The following is a 21,730-nucleotide window of genomic DNA, read 5'->3' as shown; positions in this document are numbered from 1 at the left end:
CGTTCCTGTTTTTTGCTGCATATTATGCAACTTGGTGCTCTTGTTCTTTCCCTATTTTAGCAAGAGTCTCATTATTTGTCTGTTCTTTATGTAAGTTAGACTTGGCGGTTTTTTCTGCTTTCTCCCTTAAATACAAAAAACTAGCAGTGATCTGCGCGCAAAGCGCACGTCTCACTGCTAGTTTTTGACGTTCCTTTTTTAGAATGGGTACTGTCCTTTTCCTGATTTGGTCGTTACCCATTGTGTCCGAGTAAATTCTTCTAGCACCCACTCGCCGTTAAAGCGGCCGATCCCAGAATTCTTCTCGCCGCCAAACGGTGCGTTCGGCTGATCATCCACGGTCAGGCCATTGATATGGCACATGCCAGATTCGATCTCGTTCGCCAACGCACGTCCTTTGTCCAGGTCCTTCGTAAACAGCGCACTCGACAGCCCGTATTCAGTATCATTGGCTGCCTGGATCGCAGCTTCCGTATCCTTCACCTTTAAGATCGGAAGAACCGGGCCAAAAATCTCTTCATGGAAAATGTCTAATGATGGATCATCTGAGACCAATACCACTGGGTCCACCACTTGACCATGGACTGCTCCTTCTACTAAGAACGTCGCGTCTGCGTCTTTTGCTCGTTGAATGATTTCTTGGATCTGATCTGTCTGCTTTTGATTGATGATCGGACCAATGACCGTTCCCTCTTTCGCAGGATCACCTACAGCCAATCCCTTCACGCGTTCGACGACCTTAGCAACAAATTCATCAAAGACAGATTCAACAACAATGGCACGATTAGCAGCCATACAGATCTGTCCTGAGTGCATAAATTTGCTGACGACAAGTGCTTGTGCCGCTTCTTCGATGTCCGCGTCCTCTAAGACGATAAACGGGGAATTTCCGCCAAGTTCTAAAGCAACTTGCTTGATCTTCTCCCCACTCATCGCATGACTGGCAATGTTTTTTCCGACAGCCGTAGAGCCTGTAAAGGAAATGAAGCTTGGGATCGGGTGTCCGACAAAGTAATCGCCGATCTCGCTGCCGCTTCCGACAGTCACATTGACTAAGCCTTCAGGAACACCGGCCGCTTCAAAGATGGCCGCTGGCAAAAGTCCGCCGGTCACTGGACTATCGCTCGCGGGTTTGATCACGACGCCATTTCCCGCTGCAAGCGCCGGCGCCAAGGAACGCATCGTCAAATGGAACGGAAAATTCCATGGGCTGATGATCCCGATCACCCCAATTGGGCGATGGGTCACGAAGCTTTCTTCCCCGGGGGTATTCGTAGGCAAAAGCTTGCCCTCTAGACGCATCGGAAAACTGGCCGCTTCTTCTGTGATCCCTTTTGCGAGACTGGCTTCCAGACCGGCTTTGATTTGTGTCGCACCGCCTTCTTTGATCAGCCACTCGACGATCTCCGCCTGCTTTTTTTCCATTAATGTGGCTGCCTTTTCGATGACCGCACTGCGTTCCTGCGGTGTTTGCTTCATCCATTCCTTCTGTGCCTGTTGAGCGGCTTGATAGGCCTCATCGACATCCTCTGTATTCGCACCTTGGATCTTCAGGATCGTTTCTTGCGTATAAGGATTCTTATCCTCATTGACATGCGTTGAATCTTTACCTTGTTTCCATTTTCCGCCAATAAATTGTTTGTCGAACTGTTTTTCCATAGTCTCCACCTCTCCTATTATCCTTCCATCATAGAATACGGTTTCATTAAAAAGCAAAAATCCGGCTCAAAAAAAGTATGCAGCTAAAAAATATGCTGCATACTTCTTTTACGTCTATTTTCCAACAAAATCGTTGCGAGAAGCTGCTCGAGATTTTCTAAAAAATCCAGAGACTAGCCTCTTGCCAATACGTTCTTTAATTTACGCGCTTTTTTCTCAAGTAGCCATATATACACACAGAGACGGTCATCACTGCCCCAATCAGTACATAGCTTACATTCGCTTGATTACCCGTTTTTGGGTACGACTTTCCCGTGTAGGTCTCTCCGCCTCTAGACACCCCTGTATAAAAGGTTGTCGTCTTTTGCTGACTGTTTCCATGGTTATTCGTTGGTGCTGCAGAATTCTTTTTGTACACATAAGTGACGGTTTGTTCTTTATCCGTGAAGAACCCTTTTTCATTTTCAGGTGTTTTTAACAACGTATACCCCTCAATTTTTTTAGCTTCTGACGTGTAGGCCTCATTGATTTTTCCTGACAATAGAATGGCGTCAGCCACTGCTTTTCCAGAGTCATCCACGTAGTTCACAGTGACCTTCTGAGCTTGATCCGGTTTTACAGGTGTCGGTGTATTTTTCGTATAAATGTACGTGACTGTTTGCGGTTCTGACGTGAAAGAACCCTTTGCATTCCCTTGAATTTCTTTGAATGTGTACCCGTCGATCGCTTGTTGTTCCGTCGTATACGTTTCTCCGACATTCCCAGACTTCGTTGCGTCGGGTGCAAGCTTAGTTCCCTCTTTATCTTGATACTTCACCGTGACGTCACCCCCGGCCACCGGGATGACTGGATTTTTCGTATAGATATATGTCACTGTTTGCGGTTCTGACGTGAAGACACCCTTTGCATTTCCTTGAACCTCTTTAAACGTGTACCCTTCGATCGCCTTTTGTTCCGTCGTATATGTTTCCCCGATATTCCCAGATAATGTTTCATTCGAAACACCCGCAATTTGAGTCCCCGCCGTATCGACATAGTTTACTTTCACATCGGCACCCTTCACGGGGTTCTTAGAATAAACATAGGTGACTGTTTGCGGCTGGTCGCTGAATACGCCATTCGGACTTCCTTGAACTTCTTTGAATGTGTACCCTTCGATCACTTTTTGTTCCGTTGTGTATGCTTCTCCGATGTCCCCAGACTTCGTTTCATCGGGTACAATCTGATTTCCTTCTGTATCCTGATACTTTACAGTAACGTCCCCGCCGGCAACACCATAAGGTTTGAAATTGACTGTCAGTATGTGATTAATGATTCCTGAAACAGAACCGCTGGATAAATTTGTTTGAATGTATGGTCCATCTGGAAAATGTGTAGCTTCACTTGTGTTCTCGAAATGCTGTCCTGCCAAGTTGTCGTAATCAACATTGGTATTCGTCAGAGTAAAAGTTATTCCGTCCATCGCAGGAATCCCTGTATAGCTCAACGTGTCTGTCGGCATACTAATATATAAGTTGCTGTAATCGATCCCAGATCTAAAATCCGTCAATCCTAAGTCTTCATAGCTGATAAAAAAATTCTTATAATTAGTTTCATTCAAATTAATTGTAAGGTTCCGATTGTATACATTATGTGGATCGATTGAAATACTTTTGAATTGTGAGGTGAATGCCGCATCTAATCCATTAGGAAAAAGGGTTGTAAGATCACCATCTACTACGAGTGAGGTCTTACTTACCAACGCAGAATTCGATAGATAGTTGTTATCGGCAAATAAAAGCGACGTGTAGCCACTTATTTGAACATCAGAAGAATATTGCAGGCCTTCAAAATTTCTTATCGAGTAATACGGATTTGCGGTGGAACTGGCTTCGAAATCAATTTCTGAGGAAGCAAGAAGGTCTTTGGTTATCTGATTCGGATCACTTAAATTCAATGCTTGAGCAATGTAATTTTGGAGATTTTTATCCGGCATCCAAGAATCTATAGGTTCCGCTCTGTTACTCGGTGCATCCCTCTCTGATAAAGAAGGATCACTTTCAACAGAGGCTCCGACCGTCGGAGTCGTTGATTCATCTGTTGCAGCTCCCCATACAGTTTGTATCGGATACACACCTTGTAAAAGCAGTACGATTATAATTAGTTTGACACTCTTCTTCATGTTTATCCCTCTTTCCATCTTTTCCCCTTTAACGCTCCCCATCAGAAACAGTGATTCGGTGAAATATTTTCTTAATTATACAGTGAGAACCGCTTCCCGTTACGCCAAAAAAAAGGCGAAAAAATGAAAAAAATGTCATAGTTCACGTCACTCACTCTAAACTCGCCTAAAAACCAAGCGAAAAATACCCCATTGATTCCCGCTAGCAGGGCGCCAAAAGTAAGCAATTTAATTGTGACATAATGATCTACTATGTTATATTTGTTAAAATTTTATTAGAGTGATGGAGAAATCAATGGATGACTACTTTTTAAATCGTGAGTAAAAAGCCACGTTAAACCTATTGAATTATGTTCTGTCTAGTCAAAAACAGGCTCATTCGAATAAAGAAATCATGGACCACTTGCATCTATCCGGGACTTATTTAAACAAATTGTATGAATCTTTGCACGCGCTAAGCCAAATATATCCAGAGTTCGAGTTTCAGGCCTCTTCTAAAGGATGCCTTGTCCACTTTCACGAGGAGTTTTCTCTAAGCAAGATACACAACTCATTTTTAAAATCCAGTATTGAATACAAACTGTTAGAAGAATTATTTTATGATCGCTTCGATAATCTTACCGCTTTTTCACATAGAGTGAATTTTAGTGTCCGAACGGTTCAACGTGCCATTGAAAAATTAAAAAAGCTATTGTCCCATTACAATCTATCCTTGAATTTTTTCAAACAAAGGCCTTTGGAAGGATAGGAATTTATCCTCCGATTCTTTTTCGAACGGTTGCAATGGGAGCTGTTCGATGAGACTTTGTTCATTCAATCTATGACCCGCAGTTCTGTAAATACTCGCTTATTTGACCGATTGAAGCAGCATCTTTCTTGGCTAAACGAGATTGATTACTTACATGTAATAAACATTATTGAGATTTCTACCTTGAGGATTCGCAAAGGGCATTTCATTCAGGATCTGCCGCCATCTATCTATGAAATTTCGAATCCGCAGATAACTTTTGATACCTTTAAAAAAACCATAATCCGGCCACATTTCATACAATTTCAACAAACAACAGTTGATTTTGAAAAGGAAGCTGTTTACTTATATAGCCTTCTTTCGTTGGCCGTCGATACGACTGGCAATACGGACGAGCCTTCAGTGATCACTAGCAATAAACAGTACATAGAAATATCCGATTTTTTCTTGCACCTTGTTCAAAAGTCCCTTTCTAAACAAGTAAGCCGAACAGATAGAAACGACATTCAGCATCATTTTTTGTCTCTGTTCATTCGATTTACTCTTTTTAGGACCAATACGACGATCAGTCCTGCTCTTTTGGAGAAACAAGACCCTAACAATGAGTCCATTCATACGCTTTTATCTTGGGTCTTAGATAGATGTGCGGTCAATTATTCAAAATATAGAACTATTTTTTTAGACCCCTTGTTCACTTATAGAGTGCTGTCCTTTTTTAAATGCATCATAAAAAAATACTTGCCTACAATTAAGATCTTGCTTCTGTCAAAAAATGGTCCTATCGAAGTTCTTAATTGGAAAGAAGAGCTGAAGCAGCTCAATGGAGGAAAGATCGAATATAAAACTCAAAACCGTGACATTGACCTGATACTCTCAGATTTTCCGATCGACAAGCTGACCCATAGAAAAAACTCGCCGGTAGCCAAATTTTTAATATGGGACCCCGCTTTACAGGAAAAGAACGTAAACAATGTGGACCGATTAATCCAAAAAATCCAAAAGGAAAAATTAGAAGAACTGTTTCAAAGCATCTGATTGCTTTGAAACAGTTCTCTTTTAGCGGCAATAGCCACTCATTATCCATATTCCTTGTATCTAACAGCCGGGTTTGGCATCAATGAAGAAAGATGCACCCTTACCTCTTTTCAACGAACCACATCCTGCCTGTTTTAAAAATACACGTAGCGAACTAGTCGACCGCTAGTCTAATCTCATAAGGTTCGATTCCAAAAAGCTGTGTCAAAATCTGATTGACCTGCTCAAATAAAGCTTCCGTCTGGTCAAAGCGCTGCTTGGTTTGGAGGCGCTGACCCTGCGCCTGATAAAGGATCTGATCCCCAAGGATTTTAGGCTTTATCACCTGCGCACCCTTTTTCAAAACGACCTCTTCTTCACTGATCCCTACAGGAATGATCGACTCGCGCCAGCCATTTTTTAGCGCGATCGCTTGGACTAACGAGGGAACATCTAACTGGTCCACTATTGCGGAGCGCTGGTCTTCAAAATGGATCGTGAAGGTCTCCGTGTTTTGCAGCCCGCAGGCATTGCAGCCGCCCTCTATTAAAAAAGCTTTGCTGGAGATCGCTGCTCTAGGCATCCTGTGCCCTCACTTCTTCGTAGATTTTCGCCAATGACGCGGCATCTTCGGTCTCAAATGAAGAGACAACGACATCCGCATGAGCCAAATCCTGCTTTGGAAACGCTGGATTCGCGAATCCCACACAGACCATCCCTGCATTGCGAACTGCGCCCGTTCCATTCTTTGTGTCTTCGATCCCTAAACAATGTTCAGGGCGAATCCCGATACGTTCCGCTGCTGCTAAATACACATCGGGTGCCGGCTTCGAATGGGTAACTTCCTCTGTGCTGACGACCTCTGAAAAATACTCCGACAAGCCGATCTCCACTAAGTTCTTTTTGATTTCCGCCAATGAAGAAGACGACGCCACCGCCAATTTCAAGCCGCCCTCATACAAACGCTTCACGAACGCTTGAGCATGAGGAATCACCTGTACGCCATCTCGCTGGATCATCTCTTGACGCAGCGCGGTCATCTGTTCCACATATTCCGGTACCGACAACGGCAATGAAAATTCTTGTTTCATTTGCTCCCACATATAGTCGCTCGTCGTTCCCATGAACTGAAAATGGTAACTCTCCTCCACCTCATGGCCCGCTTCTTTTAAAATCTGTGATTTACTTTGGAAATACGTATATTCAGAATCAACCAATACACCATCCATATCGAAAATAATCGCTTCTAACATTGATACCCTCCTTGAACCTCTTGTATAAGATACATTCTTGGAATAGTTTACCATAGGAAACGCTTTAATGAAGAATTTGTTTGGAGGATTGACAGGTTAGATCGAAGCCCCCACAGATGAATCTGCCAATTTGGTTTAGACGAGCACGCCTTGTCTTACTTTTTTACAAGGGAAAATCCTCTATTTTCGCAACGTTTGCTTCACCTTGTCAACTGGCAAATTTACCAGTTAAAACGCTGGAACCCGCATTGGACCGTTTCAAACCTGCAAATTTGGGGGGTAAACGGCAAATTTGCCGTTTGCCTTATTTTTTTGAATCCGCTATCTTTTAGTCACCGGCCGGAACCAAAAAAAAAAGAAAACGGAGGAACCACCATGATTCAACATTTAGGAAAAAAAGTACAAGTACAGATCGACCAAGGATTAGAAAAGATGAAACGAGTAAACTTTCAAAATGTGATCGACGACCCAACCGAAGAAGCCATCCTGGAATTAGGCGAGATCATGACCGCCTTTGCCCCAGAGAACAGTGAATTTGACTGCGTGATCTTGACTAGTCAAAGTCGGTATGTGAAATAGGAGGAGGAGAAAGAATGACCAAATTAGTCGCGATTTTTAAAACCAGCGAAGGCAAGAACCATTCGTGGAGCTACGCCAATCCCGATACGACGAAGCAGCCCAGTGAAGTCAAAGGACTATTGGAACGCTTCGCCGGATTGAAGCTATTTAAGAAGGACAACGTCGTTTTATTCGACACGGTGGAAAGTGCCGAGTACGTCGAAACCATCGAAACACCAATTTTTTAACCCGTAGCCATTGAGGAGGGGCGCAAGCCCTCCTCTTAACAATAAAGGAGGACGAGATCCATGAGAGAACAGAAAATCACTTTGAATCAGAGCCAATTGTTTCATTTACAGGCACCGACGTTAGAAACCCGCATCACCCGTTTTTATCAACTGACGCAAAACAGCAGTACCGCGATCCAATACATTTTAGCCGCAAAGGTCCGCCAACAATTAGGCGCACAGGAATTCAAAGGGTTCCTCAAGGATCTCGTTCGTCATTTGTTTTTACACACGAAAGCCACTCGCACCATGAAGCGTTTCTTCCATTACTTTGCGGATTACTTCATGGCACCTGAATTTCGAGCGCTGCGATTGAAACTATTTCCCGTCCGCAACTTTATGGAAAAAGCCTCGTCACTTGTCCGTTCCCTTTTATCCCCTGTCCGTCTCGATGAAGAAACAGAAGCATCCGGAAAAATAGAAACCACCGAAACGTGAAACTAACCATTAACCTACCTACGCAAAACTAGAAAAGAAAGGACAAACCACCCATGACCAACGAACGAACAGACTTAGTCACGACCTTTGCCGACGGCAACGGCAAGCCCTTCAACTGGCGCTATACAGATGTGGATAAAAATTTATCCCCGCAAGAAATGAAAGCCGCCTGCGAACTATTAACATCATTAGATATTTTTGAAATCGACGGTGTGAAGCAATTCGATACCGTCATCACAGGCAAACTTGTCACGAAAAAACGTTTAAAGATCTTCGAAGGTGAGAACCTAAACGAAGACCTCAACAAAAAACCAACACTGGAGGAAAAAACAGGCTGCTTCTCCTTGCCTCTTGTGGAGCGCGCCATTGAAACGGCCTTAGTCCCGATAAAGATGACCACCAACGATTTCCCGAAGGTCTCGTTGGCAGCCGCTACAGCCGTCGACCAACCGTCATTAATAAAAAAACCAGCACCAACCGAAACCCAAAGCACAAGCTCTAGTGAAGAACCTGTCAGCCTTCATTCCGAATCCGCTCCCTCGTCCAACCAAGCGCAGGAGCTGAGGAGGAAGCCGCGGGAAAACCTATGGAAACGTCTAATCCATCGGAAACAAGAAAACGTGCCGGATCAAGGTCAGTGATCCCTCGTTCGTTCTTTGAAAACCGAATAATTTGCGTAGGAAAACAACCAACTGTCGTCACCCCTTCTCACTAGCGGAAGGAGGTGAGGCCTTTGAAGGAGCTGATCCGCTACATCTTAGCACCGCTCTTCGTGGGATTGGTCATTGCCCTTGTCAACCACTGGTTGCAAGAGCACGATCCGTGACGACTGGACTCACCGCGAGCTGCTTCTATTTACATCTTGCTAAATGAAGCCTAGCAGAAAAAATCTGCTAGGCTTCTCAATAGTATTGTTTAATGGCTACTTTTTAAGTTCGCTATTGGTGCAATCCCTCTGCTGAAATAGAGTAAAAATACGCCATAACAAAGGCTCAAAAGTAGTACGGCAGTGATATTTTTCCCGATCGATCCTGCGTTAGAAAGCGTCGCTAACACGTTGAAAGAACCGTGAAAAAGAATCACTGTGTAGATTGAGCGCTGCGTATAGTAGATTAGAGAAAAGACAAGGCCCAACAGCAGAGCATTGATGATTTGTAACCCGACTAAGATGCCCGCAGTTTCAGGATTCAAACTACTTGCCATGTGCAGCACTCCGAAAACGAGACTAGAAAAAAGAAGAAAAACTTTTGGCGATTGGTTTCTTAAGACATATAGAAAGATTCCGCGAAAGACTGTTTCTTCAACAAATCCAACCAGCAGCATCTGCACCATGATCAAAGCCATCGTTGACAGCGGCAATTGATGATTCACGCCGAAGAGGCCCGGTTGGACCAACACGATCACTGTCATAAAAAGAAGCATTCTTTTGTTTAGCGGCGGTTTTTGAAACCCAAAGGCGCGCAAGGTTGGCTCTTTTTTCTTCATATAAAGGACACTTGCGACTCCGCAGATCGAAAAGGCCATTATCTGGTAGACAATGTTACCGTTATCGTTCAAGTTGAACACGATCCCTACGGCCGAAAATAGGCTGATGACCCCAGTCAGTGCCACGGCTGCACCGATTAATTTAAGGTATTTTTTGTATGATTTATTCATTTGAATTGCCTCCTGTTTACTTTTTTTATACTATAGCATGCAAAAAAAGACGAAAAACCAGTATAATTCCTGTATACAGGAATCGGCGAAGGGAGACAGTATGAGGGAAGAAATCATTAAAGACATTCGGAAACAAAAAGGCCTTACTCAAAAGGAAGTCTATACCGGCATTGCTTCTAAAACCTTTTACAGTGATTTTGAGGCTGGGAAACATTCTGTGGAAGTCTCGAAATTTCAAGGCTTTTTGAATAATCTTGGAATCAGTCAAACTGAATTTGATTATTTTAGAGACAGCCGTGAGAAAAATGAAGAGAAGCTTTTAGACCTTGAGATTGACCGTTTGTATAAACACGGGGAATTCGAAGCCCTTTATGACCTCTTCGAAGACTATAAGCAACATCCCCATACAGAAATGCGGTATTTGGCGCTCAAGGCTTACTTGCTAGTACTGATCACGAACACAAATTTTTATAAGTTTTCGCGAGCACCGTTTTCGGAGATTCGTGTATATCTAGACAACACGAAGATGTGGACGTTAAAAGAGATTAAATTAGGGAAGTTGATTCTTCTTTCGTTTTCTGAGAAGGAGAAGGCGGAGGAGGCACAGTTTTATAACCGGCTGCTTGATGAATTAGCTAAATACGAAGCATTCGATTCTAACGTCTATTATAAAGAAATCGGCGATCTCTATTTTAACCGGATTCAATGGCTATTAATGATCCATGACATTTCTGAGGCCGTAGCTGCGTTGCTGCTGTATGGCGATGCCATCACCAAGGCAGACGACTTATACTTGTCTTTACAATTTCGTTTTATCACCTGTCTGGTGAATACCTATTTGGATTACCCCACCTATTCACGCGAGTTGAATAGTCTAATGGAACAATTAGATCCGATCCCCACCTCTGAAACCCATTTTTACAAAATAATTTCTCAGCTGCATCTGGAAAAAGCAAAAAATTATTATCAACGGTATCAAGAATAATCTTTAAAAAAAGAACGATACTTGGAAGGAATAGAATCCAACCGAACCAAACAACGATTCCCCTATCGATTGGAAGCGGAAAATCCCCCGACATCTAAAAATGCCGGGGGACACGATTCTCGTCTGCTATTCATTTATCACAATTGGGCATATCGTTATGTTTTTTCTGACTTTAACTGCTGTAGGATTTCTACTTCTAACCCTGTCGCTTCTGAGATTTTTTCTATCGGAAGCCCCATCTCCAGTAAATTCAAAGCAATCTTACACTCTCCTTCAGCCTTACCTTCTTTATGTCCTTCTCTATGTCCTTCAGCTTGGCCCTCTTTTCTACCCTTTCTAAGACCTTCTTCATGTCCGTAGGCAAAACCTTCTACTTTTGCAGATGAGATCACGGCGTCATTGATGTCTTTTGCTTTATTGATCCTTGTAATCATCGTTTTCTCCTCCTCGTTTAATTTGAAGTAATTGATTTTTTTCTGGGCTTCTTTGATATAGGCAGGTGCTTCTTGCAATGCCTCCCCGGTTTTTAAAAAGTATTGCCAGTGGTACGCTTTACTATCCTTTTCTATATTCTTGTTTTTGAGGCTTAAAAAGCAGAGTGTCAGCAGTTCTTTGCCTTTGCCTCCAACAAAAGGGCGCTGTGTCGTCTTGTTGAGTAGGCGGTATGTTTGCAGGGCGTCTTGATCCTTATCAAACAAGTGGAAATCAATAATGTTGATGCCATAGGCGGGACGTAAGGCAGAAAAATTATTTTTCACGACAAAATCCTCCGACTCCCTGTTTCCAAAGGGGGCACGAAAGGCTTCCGTCAGGTAGAACACGGTCCGCTCTTGGAAGAACTGATGAGGCTGTATCTGACACTCGATCGTCGCCTGGCTGCCATCCTCGGCAACGGCTAATATATCCACTTCTGTCAGCCCAATTTCTAAGTGCTCATATGATTTTTTGTAACTATCGATATGGTATGTTTCTTTTGGCGTGAGGGTCTTGAATTCAATGTCCAACAGGTCTTTGACAAAATTTCGAAGGATGTTCGCGGAATCTTCGGAGGTCAGCATTTTCTTAAAGATCAAATCGTTTGTGGGTAGGTACTCTAGCATATCATCACGGCCTTTCAGAATAGTAGTCTCGCGGCTATCATGAAAAGCGTTTTCTCGCCCTCATTATAGCACGCTCAAATAAATAACATCTATCCTAAAATACGCCAAAAGAAAGAAATTTTTTTCGGTTTCTATTCCCTTTTGAATACAAAAAAACAGCAACCTTGAAAAGCGGCTGCTGTCATCTCTTTTATAACGTCTCTTCGATCGATTTTTCTGGAATAAACCACATTAATAAAATCAGCACATTGACGATCAGCACAGCGATCGGTGCAATCAATTTTCCTAAGACCAAGGCGACGATCGCTAATGTGATGGAGAGATACAATTTCGGGTAATGCTTGAACAATTTTCCGATTTTAGACTCTTTCCCATTCACCCGCACAAGCGCTCGGACCAATAAATAATAAGCAAAATCTGTCCCTAAAGTGACCAAGCCATACAATGCCTGCGGCGCCCATTCAAAGGGGTAGTCCCCGACCCACGCGGTGACATACGGGAACAAGGTCATCATCAAAATCAAAAAGTTGTTGGCCCACAGAACCCATCCGTCTACTTTTCGAACCAATTGAAAGAGGTGGTGGTGGTTGTTCCAATAGATCGCCAGGCTGATAAAGCTGATCAGATAGATGATAAATTTATGCTCCATATGTAAAAATGCAGACCAATCTGATCCATTCGGCTCATGCAATTCTAAAACCAACAACGTCATAATGATCGCGATGACCGCATCCGTAAAAGCTTCAATTCGTGACTTCGGCATATCCTTCTACTCCTAACCAATTAATTACTAATAAAAAATAAGTTCATTTTCCTGTGTTCATTAAACAAAAGAATCTCTAGAATATCAAGGAATCCGTCACTCTCTATCATAATCCTCAAATCTCATTAGATTCTTTTCATGAAATGCCTTCTTTTCTATAGATTCTTACATTGTTGCCTACAAGGTAGCATATCCGCCGAAAGATTCCGATAAATACGTCTTAAGTTGGACGAAACAGGAAAAAAATTTTGCTAAACTATGGTTAAGATATAAACAAATGGAAAGAAGGAATGAAAAATGATGAAAGATTATCCTATGGTTGTACGAATTTTAGCTGTTGTCGGCTTTTTCCTAGTTGCTAGTTTGGTTTTAAGTATTGTTGGTCCAATTCTTTCTGGCCTATTGCACCTCTTCTTTAAGATTGGTATTCCGCTAGCGATTGCCTACTTCCTAGTTACTTGGTTAACCAAACGTCGTGGCCGTCGAACCTATTAAACACTAAAAATGCCAAAAACGTCGAAAGCAGTGCTTTCGACGTTTTTATTTGTCTAATTCGGTATATGGATTGCTCGTTTATCAGCCGCGAGTACAGCTTCGCGAAAAATTTCACTAACTGTTGGGTGCGGATGGATTGTTTCGATCACATCTTCTGCCGTCGCTTTTCTCTGAAGCAATGCCGTCGCTTCCGCGATCATATCCGTTGCTCGATCGCAGAGCAGATGGACACCAAGTAGTGCTTGCGTCTCTGCATGGATCACTACTTTAGCAACACCATACATTTGCCCCATCACCAATGCTTTTCCACTGGCTTTTACTGGGAATTTTCCAACCACGTACGGGATCTTTTTTTCTCTCGCTTGTTCTTCTGTCATCCCTACTCCCGCAAACTCTGGATCGGAATACACACAGCCAGGAACGTCTTTCCCCTCAAATACGTTGTCCGCACCTAGCGCATTTTCCACCGCGACTTCTCCTTGCGCTGAGGCATAGTGAGCCAATAATACTTCACCGACGCAATCACCGATCGCGTACACATTTGCCTGCGTTGTTTGCAGGTTAGCATCGATCACGATGCTTCCTCGCTGAGTCGCAATCTTTGTATGCTCTAACCCAAGCCCATCCACGTAACTGCAACGGCCAACTGCGACTAGGAGTTTTTCTCCCGTTAGCGTTTCTTCGCCTAAAGAAACAGTCACCCGCTGCTCTTTCTGACAAACAGCCTCTACTCGCTTACCCAATAGGAAACGTACCCCTTCTTTAGTTAGCTTTCTCCGCAGCAGCGCCGCCAATTCCTGATCCATCGCCGGTAGAATCTCCGGCTGTTCCTCCACGATCGTGACTTGACTGCCGAAGCGTTGATAGATCGAAGCAAATTCGATCCCGATCACACCACCGCCAATAATGATCAACTCTGCGGGAAGCTGTTCCAACTGTAACGCAGCGCTGGAATCGAGCCAAGAAATGTCATCCAGCCCTTTGATTGGCGGAAGGACGGGTGTTGACCCTGTCGCCAGAATGATCTTATTCGGTTTCAATCGTATATCTCCTGTCGGCGTCGTAACACCCAACGTCTCCTCATCCAGAAAACGCGCTGTTCCTTTGATCACTTCGATTTGATTGCTTTTCATCAGCCCTTCAACGCCTTTGACTAATTGCTTCACGACCTGTTCTTTCCGTCTTAAAACCGCAGTCCAATCGACGGATTCTACGGCGCATTCAATTCCAAATTTTTTGCTGTTTTTAACTTGCACTAACATATCTGCAGAATGCAATAACGACTTCGTTGGAATACATCCTACATTGAGGCAAGTTCCGCCAATTTGATCTTTTTCTATGAGTGTAACGGCTGCTCCGAGCTGTGCTGCGCGGATGGCTGCGACATATCCTCCTGGTCCACCACCAACAATGACGATCTCCTTTTTCACGTCCAGCCCTCCTCTATTCCTTTGGTATTTTTTCCATTGGATGCTCCAATAGGTCGCATAGATACGTTAAAAAACGCGCACCAAGAGCCCCATCGGCTACTCGGTGATCCAACGTTACTACCGGATGCATCACGGAGGCCGCAACGACTTGACCCTCCTCGTTGATCACGGCAGCTTTGGTGATCTTCCCGACAGCTAAAATACCAATCTGTGGTGCATTTACGATAGAGGAAAACTGCTCGACGTTAAACATGCCTAGATTACTGATCGTAAAAGTTCCGCCAGTCAGTTCTTCCACAGCAAATTTTCCAACGTTGCTTTGTTCTTTGATCGTTTCCAGATTCGCTTGGATCATCGCCAAGGATTTATTCGGAACATCGGATATTACAGGCACCAGCAGCCCGCGCTTTGTATCACTGGCGATGCCAATGGCTACCTCGTCTGCTTTTGTGACACACTCCCCATCAAAATGCTGATTGATTTCGGGGTATTCTTGAAGCGCTTTTGCGACTGCCTTTGCAATGATGGCTGTATAGGAAACCTTTGTCGGCAGTTCTTTCCGATAACGTATCAATTCGTCGCAGCGAATCGTCGTACTTAATTGAAACTGAGGAACGTCGGTCCAGCTTCGGATCATTTGTTTCGCCATTGCTTTTTTGATCCCGCTGAGTTTTTTCCCTTCGCTACTCATCCACTTCGACCCAAGCAATCACTTCACCGATATCTACTGTGGCATCCTCTTTCTCCACGATCTCTGTCAACGTACCATCCAGTGCTGATTCTACGTCGGTCGTCGCTTTGTCTGTTTCGATCTCTACTAAAACGTCACCCTTTTTGACAGGATCACCTACTTTTTTATACCAAGTAAGGATCGTCCCTTCGTCCATATCCAATCCGATTTTTGGCATGATCACTTCTTTTTTCATTCGCCTTCTCCTCCTTTTAACGTTACTTTTACTGCTTCGATCACCTGTGTCTCATCTGGGACATAGGCCATCTCGAGATTTCTGGCAAAAGGTACGGGAACATCAGGAGCCGTCACTCGTAAAATAGGCTTTTTCAAGCTTTCAAATGCGAACTCCTGGATCTGCGCCACGATTTCTCCTCCGAAGCCTGATTTTTTGACCGCTTCATGAACGATCACCGCGTGACCAGTCTTCTTGATCGACTGTAAGATCGGCGCCATATCTAAAGGCTCGATACTCTTAACATCGATGACTTCCGCACGAATCCCTTCTTCTTGAAGCTTCTTCGCGGCTTTTAATGCGACATTGACCATCGCAGAATAGGAAATGATCGTGATATCTTCCCCCGCTTGCTTCACTTCACTCTCATACCCTACTTCATAGGCTTCTTCTGGAACCTCCGTCTTTAATTTATACAACGCTTTATGCTCCACGAAAACGACAGGATTATTGTCTCGGATTGCACGTAATAACAATCCTTTTGCATCATAGGCATTTGACGGCATGACGACTCGGATACCTGGAACGTGCGCCAAAATGTTTTCCAGGGATTGAGAATGCTGCGCCCCATTTCCTAAGCCTGCACCGCATTGGGTCCGAATCACTAGTGGAATACTGACACCGCCGCCATACATATAGCGCATCTTCGCGGCCTGATTTAATAGCTGATCAAAACAGACGCCGATAAAATCCATATAAGACAGCTCTACTACCGGTCTCCTGCCGATCATCGCCGCACCGATCCCAGCGCCCACAATGGCTACTTCAGATATTGGGGTATCTCTGACACGCTCCGGTCCAAAATTATCTAACAAATCATAACTGCAGCGTAGTTGTCCGCCATAAACGGCAATGTCCTCACCGATCGTAAAAATATTCTCATCACTATTAAAGGCAATGTGCAACGCTTCGTTTACTGCTTGCCGCATGGAAAGTTTTCGCATGGTTCTCCTCCTTTACGCTTTGGAAAATAGTGTCCAGTCAATCGTTTCAAAGGTGGGATCATAAAGATCGTCCAACATCTCCTCGATCAACGGCTCTGGGTCTTGCTTCGCCTGTTCAGAGGCTGCCAATACACGCTGCGTTTCTTCTTTTTTGATGGCAGCCAATACGTCTTGATCGACCCCATACTCTTCCTTCAAAAGCTTTTCGCAATGCAGGATTGGATCTTTTGCTTTCCACTTTTCGACCTCTTCCCGTGTACGGTAATTTTCATTATCGCCAAAATAATGCCCCGCCATACGGAAGGTATCCATTTCCAGCAAAACAGGCCCATTCCCTGCTAAAGCATATTCTTTTGCTTCCGCAAAGAGATGATACACTTCTACGATATCGTTTCCGTTGACGGTCATGCCCTTCATGCCGTAGCCAATCGCACGGTCCGCGATATGCTCGACGTTCATCGACTTCTCCGTCGAGGTCGAGATGCCATATTTGTTATTCTCACAAATAAAAATAACCGGCAGATTCCAAATCGACGCCATATTCAGTGCTTCATGAAAGGAGCCTTCATTCGATGCCCCATCACCAAAAAACGAAACGGCTACGTGCGGCTCCTTTGCTACTTGCAGGCCTAACCCCGCACCCATCGCCATCGGAATGCCGCCTCCGACGATCCCGTTTGCGCCAAGGTTCCCTGTCGTCAGATCCGCGATATGCATCGATCCGCCTTTTCCTTTACAATAGCCCGTCTCACGTCCCATCAATTCAGCGAACATTCGACGTAGATCTGCCCCCTTTGCGATACAGTGCCCATGTCCTCGATGGGTAGAGGTGATGTAATCGTCGTTGCTCAAATGAACGCAGACTCCTGTGGCGATCGCCTCTTCGCCATTATACGTATGGACAGCTGCTCGGGTGATATTGGCTTTGGCTAATTCGATGGCTTCGGCCTCAAACTCACGAATGCGTACCATCGTCCGGTACATCTCTATCATTGTTTCTTTAGAAATAGTCATTTTCAAACGAGTCCCCCTTATTTTAAGACCAGAAAGCCAGCGCCTGCTGCAATTCTTCATACGTCTGCGCCGCTTCTGTGACTGGCACTTCTTGCATCACTGCTTCTATTGCTTGAAGCAATGCTTTTGCGCCTGAAACCGCCCCTGCCGGATGTCCATAAATACCGCCTCCAGCCATTAAGATCGTTTCATTGCCTAACAACCCCATCAAATACTCGATCGTCCCAGGATGAACACCTCCAGCGACTGTTGTAAAGGCAGATTCGATCCCTTGCATCGGTGTCGACAACGCACTGTGTGTCTCGACCAGCTCATCTGTCGTCGTGCCAAAACGCCCGCTATCTGGATAAACCAGCGGCATGTCCATTCCGATCAGCCGGGGCAATTTTCCGCAGCTCAACGCTGCCGATAGGCCATTATTTTCTGCTTTATAATAAGCGCCTGCGCCGGCACAGTGACCAAAGATGGGAATCTCCACGTTTTGATCTTTTAAGAAACGAACTAAGTCTTCGGTAGCGCCCCAACCTAATGCGTTGTAGTTGACCATTAACGCATTCGCACCTGCTTCGATGGCTAACTGCGCCCGCTCGATGATATTTCGTCCGGTAATATTAACGGCGTACAAGGTGGATTGCTCTTTTCCTACCTCTTTTAAATAGCTCATGACCGTTTTTACCCGATCAACCATCGGTGAATAAGCTGGATCACTCAACAGCTCATCGTCCTTGATCACGTCTGCGCCACCCAAAGCCGCGTTTGCTGCACCTTGTGCACTCGCTTCTGGGGGAACCCCGATACATGGTTTCAAGATCGCACCTACTAATGGACGATCCATCACGCCTAATTTTTTCCGAATGCCGCTGACACCCAGTAACGGTCCGGTAAATTCCTTCAATAAAGACTCGGGAAATTCCACATCGACCAATCGAATGCCTGATTGTCCTAAGACATTGCCGGCAACAGTACTGATGACCATCGCCATATAAGGCTGAAAATTCGTGATCGGGAAAGCGACCCGCGCCACACATGAAATGCCATCGGACATCGGATAAATTCCTAAGACCTTTGCGCCGTAACGCTCAATGACTTCTGGCGTCTCGCCCTCTACGTGCGTCCACGTGCCTGCGCTTTGATCTCCAGCTACTAATTTTACCCAGTCATAAAGATCTGGTTCCTTTTCTGAACGCATGTAATAGGTCGCAATCAAAAAATCCTGCCCTAACCCTTCCGCCATCTTCAACGTTTCAAATTTCATTCTTCTCCTCATCTCTTTTCAAAAATTTATAGATCAAAGACGGCTCCGAAACGAAACCGTCTTCTACTAACTGTTCAAGTATTCTATGACTTGGTCTCTTTCGTTACTTGCTGCAATTTGATCAACGAGTTGGTGATTGGCAATGATATTGTAAATGTTGCCGAATAGATGACTTGTTGCTTCCGTAAAAGCCAGCATCAAGACAACTTTTGCCTCACGTCCATTGCCCCAAGGAATCGGCTGCTTAGGAATCAAAACAGCGATTTTTGCGTATTTTACCTCTGAGAAGTACCCATGAGGAATAGCTGCTCCCGTTTCTAAAACAGTCGGGACCATCGCTTCTCGGTCCATAACGGTCTGAAGAAAATGACCTTCAACAGCTCCTGATGCCTGTAGTTTTTGACATAAAAAGGCAATTGCTTCTTCTTTCGTCGCTACCTCTTCTTGCAAAAAAACCAACTCCGGCTGGAATAATTGCGGAGATGCCACATTCAACTGGTGTTGACGTTCCTTTACCTGTGCTAAAAATTGGCGGACGGCTGCTTTCTTCTGGATATCATTCATCATTATGAGAGGGATATCCGCTGTCGAGACATTGAAGGCGCCCGCAATGCCGATAATGTTGTATTGTTGTGCCGTTTCTTTGATTTGTTCTTCCATCGTCTGTTCGCTCAACAAGCTTAAAAAAACAAACTTCACTTTCGGCGATAGCTCCAACACATCGTTTTCCAAGTGTTCAAAAAGATATCGGGCACAACCTCGTCCGGTTAAGCAAAAGCAGATAAATGCCTCTGCTTTAAGCGTGTTGTTTCTTTTTCCCAAGACAACACTCTTCTTCTGTTCAACCAGCGAATCGGCCACTTCATCCAAGTTCATCTCGATCAACTGTGTTTTGCGAATGGCATCTAATACCATCAACGTATCGACGCGTGTCACTGTTCGAACATTGATCCCTAATTCCTCTGCGATCTGATCCCCAAAAGTCTCCGGGGAACCCATATCAACGAGAATCAACACACCTCGTCCTTGATTGTTTTGCTTCACCATCTCTAACAAACGGCTATAAATAAATCGAGGACTCTCATCTAAGCTGATACACAATGCGGCTAAGTGTGAGCTTCCCATCAGTTCATTGGCGACAGCGACCATTTCAGCGGCAACTTTTCCATGAGTGACAACGATCGTGCCAATATTTTTCCCAACGTTGACTTTTGCATCCGTCGTCGCGGACAAATACATTGCAATAAATCCAATTTCTTCATCCGGCAGCGGGATTCCGATATATTTAGGGGCAAGCTCAGCCATTTGATTGGCCACTCTAAATTGCTTTGGGTAATGCTTTTTGACATTCGCCAAATTCGGATTCAAGATACCTTCCCCACTGCGTATCCGTTTGATCGATGCATTAAAATGCGTCGCTAAACAAAAGAGCAGCGTCTGATCCAATTCACCTAATTCTTTTTTCGCAATCGTTAACATCTCTTCCGCCATTTGTACCAGATCTTGTTCGACGATCGTCTGAATATTGTCTTTTAACTGCTGCACTTGCTTCCCATTCTGAATCGTCGTGATGTAGCGGGATATTTTCTTTTCGATCAACTTCCAAATAGTTGAATCGATCTCTTTTTCCGTCAAATAATTGCCTTGCAGTTTCACATATTCCGTATCAATGATTCGATACAAGCCTTCGGAAAACTCGTATGGATCATTGATTGGCTGTGTTGGTACAGAGACCCTATCTGTTGGATAAACAATCAAATCGTTTGCCGAGAAATGTTTCAGCTCCGGCGACAATTCCTGATTTTCTGGCAAAGTATGGAGCACCAACGTCTCATTATCGATCAAAATCTGCGAACCGCTGTCGGATTGGTGCATACAAGCGAGATATCCTTTTGCACACGCTACTTGGATCTTGCTCCGAAGTTCACCGATATTTCCTGGGTACTGCAAAAGCAGCAAACTTCTGACGGCCTCTGCTTTAATGAGGATCTCCCGTTTCACCCGAATGGACTCTTGGCGGAAGAAGGTCGTAATGATGTCGTATTTTTCATCTACTCCTCGAGACGACAAAGGGGGTACCGTGATCACCATAGGAATACGGCGCCGGAAGGTATCTAATAGACTCGTCTCTACATCCTCCGTCGTTGCTGCGATGATCATGACCTGTGCTTTTCTCAAATCACGATCTCCCAGACGACGATAGACCCCTTTATCGATTAATTGGAACAACATCTCTTGCCCATCTGGCGGCATCCGATGAACTTCATCAAGGAATAGAATGCCTTGATTGGCCTGATCGATCAGTCCTTCTCGATTGGATTCTGCACCTGTAAAAGCGCCCTTTTTGTAACCAAATAACTGTGCTGTCAGTAATTGTGGATTTTCTGCGTAATCTGCACAGTTCAACTCCACAAAAGGAATCGTTTCGTCTCTTTTGTTATTCACCATAAACTTGTACATGGCTTCTGCTAAGATGCTTTTTCCTACCCCTGTTTCACCCACGATCAAGGTATGTAATCCGATTGGCGGATACATCGCTGCTGCTTTTGATTGCTCTACCTGCATGCTCAAACTCCGCTGCGAACCGATGATCCCAGAGAAAGCATCCTTTTTCACTTCTTGAACAGCAGGCTTTTTCGTAGCTGCGCTCAAGCCTTTTTGATCCATAAAATGGATCGTACTGTTCAACGTGATGCGATACCCCTTTTGAGTCAACTCTTTCGTCAGCTGCGTCATGCTGATTTTAGAATCCGCTTTCAAAATTAACTGGATATCTTTTAATAAAACCGCTTCACGGCGTTCTCTGGAATTATCTATCCCCGCACTTTTCCGCATGGATGTTACTTTGCTTCGAGAAGTTCTCAATAATTCAGCAAGTTCTTGATCTGTCAATGGATTTTTAGGGTCTTCTGCCTCTACCAAACGAAGCAGATGTGTCCATCCCGATGATTTCATCTTTTCTCCTCCTTAAACAGATTTCAACAACGATAAAATAAGCGTCGTGA

The 21,730-nt window shown here is 44.3% G+C and carries 23 protein-coding genes; 9 read left to right on the top strand and 14 right to left on the bottom strand.

The genetic code is table 11. The features are described from left to right. Nucleotides 1–198 precede the first annotated feature (198 nt). Nucleotides 199–1,659, bottom strand: coding sequence for an aldehyde dehydrogenase family protein (locus IGI66_RS00240; RefSeq protein ID WP_438846949.1), 1,461 nt, complete (start codon nucleotides 1,657–1,659; stop codon nucleotides 199–201). A gap of 196 nt (nucleotides 1,660–1,855) precedes the next feature. After that, entirely contained in the window at nucleotides 1,856–3,820 is a 1,965-nt protein-coding gene (locus IGI66_RS00235; protein ID WP_438846948.1) for a MucBP domain-containing protein, read from the bottom strand. Nucleotides 3,821–4,214: 394 nt separating this feature from the next. On the opposite strand from IGI66_RS00235, the gene IGI66_RS00230 reads away from it, so the two are divergent. Together IGI66_RS00230 and IGI66_RS00225 are read left to right on the top strand one after the other, a co-directional pair. After that, the gene (locus IGI66_RS00230) at nucleotides 4,215–4,568 is read left to right on the top strand and encodes a helix-turn-helix domain-containing protein (RefSeq protein ID WP_438849266.1); all 354 of its coding nucleotides are present in this window, start codon (nucleotides 4,215–4,217) and stop codon (nucleotides 4,566–4,568) included. Between the two features lie 57 nt (nucleotides 4,569–4,625). Next, nucleotides 4,626–5,603, top strand: a complete 978-nt coding sequence (locus tag IGI66_RS00225; protein WP_438846946.1) for a hypothetical protein — start codon at nucleotides 4,626–4,628, stop codon at nucleotides 5,601–5,603. Nucleotides 5,604–5,757: 154 nt separating this feature from the next. Here the strand turns inward: IGI66_RS00225 and IGI66_RS00220 are convergent, their stop codons facing one another. Continuing rightward, nucleotides 5,758–6,165, bottom strand: coding sequence for a DUF4809 family protein (locus IGI66_RS00220; RefSeq protein ID WP_301516906.1), 408 nt, complete (start codon nucleotides 6,163–6,165; stop codon nucleotides 5,758–5,760). Next, on the bottom strand, nucleotides 6,158–6,835 hold the full coding sequence (locus IGI66_RS00215; RefSeq protein WP_086305975.1) for an HAD family hydrolase: 678 nt from the start codon (nucleotides 6,833–6,835) through the stop codon (nucleotides 6,158–6,160). Before IGI66_RS00215 ends, IGI66_RS00220 begins: the two co-directional genes overlap by 8 nt. A 375-nt stretch (nucleotides 6,836–7,210) precedes the next feature. Between IGI66_RS00215 and IGI66_RS00210 the strand changes: the two genes are divergently transcribed. The 5 genes from IGI66_RS00210 to IGI66_RS00190 all read left to right on the top strand — a co-directional run bounded on the left by IGI66_RS00210 (nucleotide 7,211) and on the right by IGI66_RS00190 (nucleotide 8,944). Continuing rightward, nucleotides 7,211–7,414 (top strand): hypothetical protein, encoded by a 204-nt coding sequence (locus IGI66_RS00210; protein ID WP_431378880.1) that lies wholly within the window; start codon nucleotides 7,211–7,213, stop codon nucleotides 7,412–7,414. 14 nt (nucleotides 7,415–7,428) lie between these two features. Further along, a complete protein-coding gene (locus IGI66_RS00205; protein WP_316408175.1) occupies nucleotides 7,429–7,641 on the top strand; it encodes a DUF2922 family protein in 213 nt (70 codons plus the stop codon). 60 nt (nucleotides 7,642–7,701) lie between these two features. Then, nucleotides 7,702–8,118: a hypothetical protein gene (locus tag IGI66_RS00200; RefSeq protein WP_438846942.1), complete on the top strand. Its 417-nt coding sequence runs from the start codon at nucleotides 7,702–7,704 to the stop codon at nucleotides 8,116–8,118. A 53-nt stretch (nucleotides 8,119–8,171) separates the two neighbouring features. Next, a complete protein-coding gene (locus tag IGI66_RS00195; protein ID WP_438846940.1) occupies nucleotides 8,172–8,759 on the top strand; it encodes a hypothetical protein in 588 nt (195 codons plus the stop codon). A gap of 92 nt (nucleotides 8,760–8,851) precedes the next feature. After that, on the top strand, nucleotides 8,852–8,944 hold the full coding sequence (locus IGI66_RS00190; RefSeq protein WP_114525190.1) for a type I toxin-antitoxin system Fst family toxin: 93 nt from the start codon (nucleotides 8,852–8,854) through the stop codon (nucleotides 8,942–8,944). An 89-nt stretch (nucleotides 8,945–9,033) separates the two neighbouring features. Here IGI66_RS00190 and IGI66_RS00185 read toward each other — a convergent pair whose 3' ends face one another. Continuing rightward, nucleotides 9,034–9,774: a lysostaphin resistance A-like protein gene (locus IGI66_RS00185; protein ID WP_438846938.1), complete on the bottom strand. Its 741-nt coding sequence runs from the start codon at nucleotides 9,772–9,774 to the stop codon at nucleotides 9,034–9,036. A 100-nt stretch (nucleotides 9,775–9,874) separates the two neighbouring features. Between IGI66_RS00185 and IGI66_RS00180 the strand changes: the two genes are divergently transcribed. Beyond that, nucleotides 9,875–10,759, top strand: coding sequence for a helix-turn-helix domain-containing protein (locus tag IGI66_RS00180; protein ID WP_438846936.1), 885 nt, complete (start codon nucleotides 9,875–9,877; stop codon nucleotides 10,757–10,759). A 155-nt stretch (nucleotides 10,760–10,914) separates the two neighbouring features. Here the strand turns inward: IGI66_RS00180 and IGI66_RS00175 are convergent, their stop codons facing one another. Both IGI66_RS00175 and IGI66_RS00170 read right to left on the bottom strand, forming a co-directional pair. Beyond that, complete coding sequence (locus IGI66_RS00175) at nucleotides 10,915–11,859, bottom strand: Rpn family recombination-promoting nuclease/putative transposase (RefSeq protein WP_438846935.1); 945 nt, start codon at nucleotides 11,857–11,859, stop codon at nucleotides 10,915–10,917. 190 nt (nucleotides 11,860–12,049) lie between these two features. Further along, entirely contained in the window at nucleotides 12,050–12,622 is a 573-nt protein-coding gene (locus IGI66_RS00170) for a TMEM175 family protein (protein ID WP_010782233.1), read from the bottom strand. Nucleotides 12,623–12,919: 297 nt separating this feature from the next. Between IGI66_RS00170 and IGI66_RS00165 the strand changes: the two genes are divergently transcribed. Then, nucleotides 12,920–13,117: a hypothetical protein gene (locus IGI66_RS00165; RefSeq protein ID WP_086305984.1), complete on the top strand. Its 198-nt coding sequence runs from the start codon at nucleotides 12,920–12,922 to the stop codon at nucleotides 13,115–13,117. Nucleotides 13,118–13,170: 53 nt separating this feature from the next. Here the strand turns inward: IGI66_RS00165 and lpdA are convergent, their stop codons facing one another. From lpdA to IGI66_RS00130, 7 genes are all read right to left on the bottom strand, one after another. Next, complete coding sequence (gene lpdA / locus IGI66_RS00160) at nucleotides 13,171–14,547, bottom strand: dihydrolipoyl dehydrogenase (RefSeq protein WP_438846932.1); 1,377 nt, start codon at nucleotides 14,545–14,547, stop codon at nucleotides 13,171–13,173. A 13-nt stretch (nucleotides 14,548–14,560) separates the two neighbouring features. Then, a complete protein-coding gene (locus tag IGI66_RS00155; RefSeq protein ID WP_086305986.1) occupies nucleotides 14,561–15,238 on the bottom strand; it encodes a 2-oxo acid dehydrogenase subunit E2 in 678 nt (225 codons plus the stop codon). Further along, nucleotides 15,231–15,473 (bottom strand): biotin/lipoyl-containing protein, encoded by a 243-nt coding sequence (locus IGI66_RS00150; protein ID WP_288227857.1) that lies wholly within the window; start codon nucleotides 15,471–15,473, stop codon nucleotides 15,231–15,233. The genes IGI66_RS00155 and IGI66_RS00150 overlap by 8 nt, the downstream gene beginning before the upstream one ends. Further along, nucleotides 15,470–16,456 (bottom strand): alpha-ketoacid dehydrogenase subunit beta, encoded by a 987-nt coding sequence (locus tag IGI66_RS00145; protein WP_010782238.1) that lies wholly within the window; start codon nucleotides 16,454–16,456, stop codon nucleotides 15,470–15,472. The genes IGI66_RS00150 and IGI66_RS00145 overlap by 4 nt, the downstream gene beginning before the upstream one ends. Nucleotides 16,457–16,468: 12 nt before the next feature. Continuing rightward, complete coding sequence (locus IGI66_RS00140; RefSeq protein ID WP_010782239.1) at nucleotides 16,469–17,470, bottom strand: thiamine pyrophosphate-dependent dehydrogenase E1 component subunit alpha; 1,002 nt, start codon at nucleotides 17,468–17,470, stop codon at nucleotides 16,469–16,471. Between the two features lie 22 nt (nucleotides 17,471–17,492). Beyond that, nucleotides 17,493–18,725, bottom strand: coding sequence for a RuBisCO large subunit C-terminal-like domain-containing protein (locus tag IGI66_RS00135; RefSeq protein WP_086305988.1), 1,233 nt, complete (start codon nucleotides 18,723–18,725; stop codon nucleotides 17,493–17,495). 66 nt (nucleotides 18,726–18,791) lie between these two features. Further along, nucleotides 18,792–21,680: a sigma 54-interacting transcriptional regulator gene (locus IGI66_RS00130; protein WP_438846928.1), complete on the bottom strand. Its 2,889-nt coding sequence runs from the start codon at nucleotides 21,678–21,680 to the stop codon at nucleotides 18,792–18,794. Between the last annotated feature and the right edge of the window lie 50 nt (nucleotides 21,681–21,730).

It is taken from the genome of Enterococcus sp. AZ048 (assembly GCF_051715125.1).
Taxonomy (GTDB): Bacteria; Bacillota; Bacilli; order Lactobacillales; family Enterococcaceae; genus Enterococcus_A; species Enterococcus_A gilvus.
The sequence above is the reverse complement of the archived record's forward strand: the minus strand, read 5'-3'. Positions and strand labels throughout refer to the sequence as shown.